Below are 3,246 nucleotides of genomic sequence, written 5' to 3' on the forward strand. Positions count from 1 at the left end.
CTCGAGCGAGTTTGGGGCAACCATCTGCATGGCGGATATGGGCGGGCCGTTCGACTATCACCTGACCCACCGCATCATCCAGATCTGCCAAGAGTTCCAGATCCCGCATCAGCGCGATGTGTTCAAGTATTACCGCTCGGACAGTGCTGCTGCACTCGAGGCCGGAAACGATGTACGCACGGCGCTGGTGACCTTTGGGATCGATGCCTCGCACGGCTATGAGCGCATCCACCAGGAGGCGCTTGAATCGGTTGCCGAGCTGGTCGCGATCTACATGCAATCGCCGCCGCTCTATGCGCGCGACCGCTACGAGATGGGGCCCCGCGCTGGCTTCCCGACCGTGCCGGGTTAATGGTTGAATTAGAGGTCGTTTAGCCAGAGCCAGGGCGCCGCTCACCGCGGTCAGTACGCGTAGCAGCCCACCACGCCCGGCACGCCTAGCAGCCCACTACACCCGGCACAGCCAGCTCGCCCAGCATGCCTGGGTGATGGGCGAGGGGGCTCGTGTTCTGGCGTCCGGGCTGACTGGCCAACAGCCGTCTTACCGCCAACGCCTGGTTGGGCGTCGGCGTCAGCCCCTCAGCCGCTGTGCTGCCTCCCTACCGGTCGCTGTGCGCCTGCCAGCGCTGTTTGGCCTTCGCATCGCCGTCACGCGTCTCAACCCAGCGCTCGCCTGTGGCGGTCTCTTCCTTCTTCCAGAACGGCGCATCGGTCTTGAGATAATCGATGATCAGCTCGCAGGCGCGAAAGGCATCGCCGCGATGGCGACTGCTCACCGCGACCAGTACGATCGGATCTTGCGGCTCAAGCCGGCCGACGCGATGCACAATCCGAATACCCTCTAGCGACCAGCGCCGATGGGCCTCGGCTGCAACCTGTTCTAACGAGCGCTCGGTCATCCCAGGGTAATGCTCGAGCGTCATCGCACAGACGCTCGCATCCTCGTTGATGTCTCGCATCAGCCCGACGAAGGCGACTAAGGCCCCCACCTGAGATTGCCCGCGACGTAGCTCGTCCTGCTCCGCGAAGGGGTCAAATGGGGTTGCCTGGACTCGAATCTGTGTATTGCTCATCGGCTCGTCTCTAATACGCCCTAACTGGCTTAATGGGACTCGATTCGCATGGTCTGACTGACCTACATCGAACAGTCGACAAGTCAACCTCAGCCGAGGTTGTCCAATGGACTTCTCACGCCCTGGCCTCCGCGATTCAGCACATGGGTATAGATCATCGTCGTCGACACATCCGCATGCCCTAGCAATTCTTGTACGGTACGGATGTCATAGCCAGACTCCAAAAGATGGGTTGCGAAGGAATGCCGCAGGCAGTGGCAATTGACCTTCTTGTTGATTCCTGCACGCTGGGCTGCTGCCTTGATCGCCTTCTGCAAGCCATTCTCATGGACATGATGTCGCCGCGTCTTGCCGCTACGTGGATCGACTGACAGCCGGCCACTGGGAAACAGATACTGCCAGATCCACTCCTTGGGTGCGTTGGGCCACTTGCGTGCCAAGGCATCGGGAAGGAACACCTCACCCTGGCCTTGGCTTAGATCCTGTTGATGAAGCAGGCGAGTCTTGGTCAACTGCTCCTGTAAAGGCTCTTCGAGGCGTGTCGGCAGTGGCACCACGCGATCCTTCTGGCCCTTGCCATCGCGCACCAGGATCTGATGATACGAAAAGTCGACATCCTGCACCCGCAGCCGGACGCACTCCATCAGCCGCATCCCGGTTCCGTACAGCAACGACGCCATGAGATGCTGCGTGCCCTCGAGCTCATTCAGCAAGCGTGAAACCTCGCCACGCTCAAGCACCACCGGAAGCCGCTGTGGCCGCTTCGCTCGCACGAAGTCATCTAGTTTACCCAGCTCTACGCCGAGCACCTGTTTGTAGAGGAAGACCAGTGCGTTGAGCGCCTGATTCTGAGTACTCGCGGAGACCTGGCCGCGCACGGCCAAGTCCTCGAGAAAGGCAACAATTCGATCCGCATTGAGCTCGGAGGGATCATCGTCGCCGCAAAACAGGATGAAACGGCAGACCCATGCCTCATAGGACTGCTCGGTGCGGATCGAATAGTGACGTCGGCGAATCTCAGCGATCAACCGCTGCAGGAGTGACTGATGCTGAGCCCGAACCTGGTCCAACGCAGACCGGTGTCTGTCCTTTGGGTCGAGCGCGTTTATCTTAGGCTGCGCAGGATGCTTTTCGGGTGAAGAGGGAGGCTCGCGTGTCTCGCGGGCGATGGTTGGGTGCTGATCATCGAGCGTTCGCCCGGCATCCCGCCAGTATCCCCAGTCGACCTCAGACGCGACCGCTGCGCCCGCCGTGATGAGCAAGTTCTCGACAGCGTCGACGATTTGGACAAACTGCCAGTCTGCGATTCTGTCTAGCCTCCCTAGCTGCTCCAGGTAGCCCGTCACGTCTTGGAGATTGTGGCGCGCGAGGCGCTTGTCAGGAAATGCCTTTAGGTAGGCCTCGGCATGGTGAACATGCCAGCGTAATGCAGGCTGTTTAACGCCATTCTTCTGCGCCTGGTCAATAAACCGATCCCAGAAGCGATCGACGGAAGACTTTTTCTTTGCTGTCAGTGGGGACACTTGCTAGCTTTGGTCTGGTGAATGGAAGAGGGTGCGATGCTTGGGCTGGGGGTGGTTCCAAGCACGCTCTGGGCCAACTAGGCAGATTCTATGCTAACCGAGATAGGCAGAATCTGCCTAGTACACCTGACCCACATTCTGTCTACTCAACTGTTGGGCGAGAAAACCAAATGGGATCCGTGAATGCCCCAGAGAATCCGTGATCTTTTGAGGTCACTGAAAGATGCCGGCTTCACCGAAGTTCCAGGGGCAGGCAAAGGCTCTCACCGGAAATTGGTGCATTCAAAATATCCCGGTGCGGTAACGGTGAGTGGCAAACTCAGTGACGATGCTAAGAAATATCAAGAAAAGCAAGTTGCACAAGCAATTAATGTGGTGCAGAAATGAAAGACCTTGACAGATACCACAAATGGGTTGAATGGGACGAAGATGATCAGGTTTACATTGGAAAATGCCCAGATCTTATAACAGGCATTCATGGAGAAAATCCCGTTCTCCTCTACGGAGAGTTATGCGAGGTGATTCAGGACGTCATCGACCATTTCAATGCTGAGGGTCGCTCGTTACCGGAACCGCGAGTTCGCCCGATGAGCGAAGTCGCATAAATCGCCCAACGAGCGCACAAACTCCGACCGCCTGCTGGCTTGGCG

At 58.2% G+C, this 3,246-nt stretch carries 3 protein-coding genes and 1 pseudogene; 2 read left to right on the top strand and 2 right to left on the bottom strand.

Annotated features, from left to right (window positions below; translation table 11 throughout):
* Positions 1 to 352 (top strand): annotated as a pseudogene (locus tag ACY693_RS17050) (osmoprotectant NAGGN system M42 family peptidase); the annotation flags it as partial.
* A gap of 247 nt (positions 353 to 599) precedes the next feature.
* On the opposite strand, the gene ACY693_RS17055 reads toward ACY693_RS17050, so the two are convergent.
* A complete protein-coding gene (locus tag ACY693_RS17055) occupies positions 600 to 1,073 on the bottom strand; it encodes a molybdenum cofactor biosynthesis protein MoaE (protein ID WP_462323006.1) in 474 nt (157 codons plus the stop codon).
* Positions 1,074 to 1,162: 89 nt separating this feature from the next.
* Entirely contained in the window at positions 1,163 to 2,596 is a 1,434-nt protein-coding gene (locus tag ACY693_RS17060) for an integron integrase (protein WP_462323007.1), read from the bottom strand.
* Positions 2,597 to 2,779: 183 nt separating this feature from the next.
* Between ACY693_RS17060 and ACY693_RS17065 the strand changes: the two genes are divergently transcribed.
* Complete coding sequence (locus ACY693_RS17065; protein ID WP_462323008.1) at positions 2,780 to 2,983, top strand: type II toxin-antitoxin system HicA family toxin; 204 nt, start codon at positions 2,780 to 2,782, stop codon at positions 2,981 to 2,983.
* Positions 2,984 to 3,246: the final 263 nt, after the last annotated feature.

Source organism: Halochromatium sp. (assembly GCF_054919635.1).

What these genes read in the sequence shown, in the direction of transcription:
- ACY693_RS17055 (WP_462323006.1), bottom strand. Translation starts at nt 1,073, where the DNA reads ATGAGCAATACACAGATTCGAGTCCAGGCAACCCCATTTGACCCCTTC.
- ACY693_RS17065 (WP_462323008.1), top strand. Translation starts at nt 2,780, where the DNA reads ATGCCCCAGAGAATCCGTGATCTTTTGAGGTCACTGAAAGATGCCGGC.